The following is a 261-nucleotide window of genomic DNA, read 5'->3' on the forward strand; positions in this document are numbered from 1 at the left end:
GCTGTATTTAGCTTTATCTTCGACGAGTGTTGCTTTGACTGTTTCGTTTGGTAATGCACCGCTTACAAAACATACTTTATTGTTATGTTTAGCAATGCCACGCCCTTGATGATCCATTCCCGTTATAGTCAATTCTAGTGTTTGTTGCTTTAACGGTTTTTTTTTCGCTTTAAAAATTTGCGCCATTAGGCATTACCTTAACTTTATTTATGAAGCACCTATATTTAGATGCTTTAGAATGCGTGTTGAACCGTATATACT

General features: G+C 35.6%; 1 protein-coding gene. It reads right to left on the minus strand.

The genetic code is table 11. The features are described from left to right. A partial coding sequence (locus tag AAEY83_RS16205; RefSeq protein ID WP_351060655.1) for a TRAM domain-containing protein occupies nucleotides 1-186 on the minus strand: 186 nt, incomplete at its 3' end. Nucleotides 187-261: the final 75 nt, after the last annotated feature.

The organism is Psychrobacter sp. TB20-MNA-CIBAN-0197 (assembly GCF_040309765.1).
In the GTDB taxonomy this organism is placed as follows: Bacteria; Pseudomonadota; Gammaproteobacteria; order Pseudomonadales; family Moraxellaceae; genus Psychrobacter; species Psychrobacter submarinus.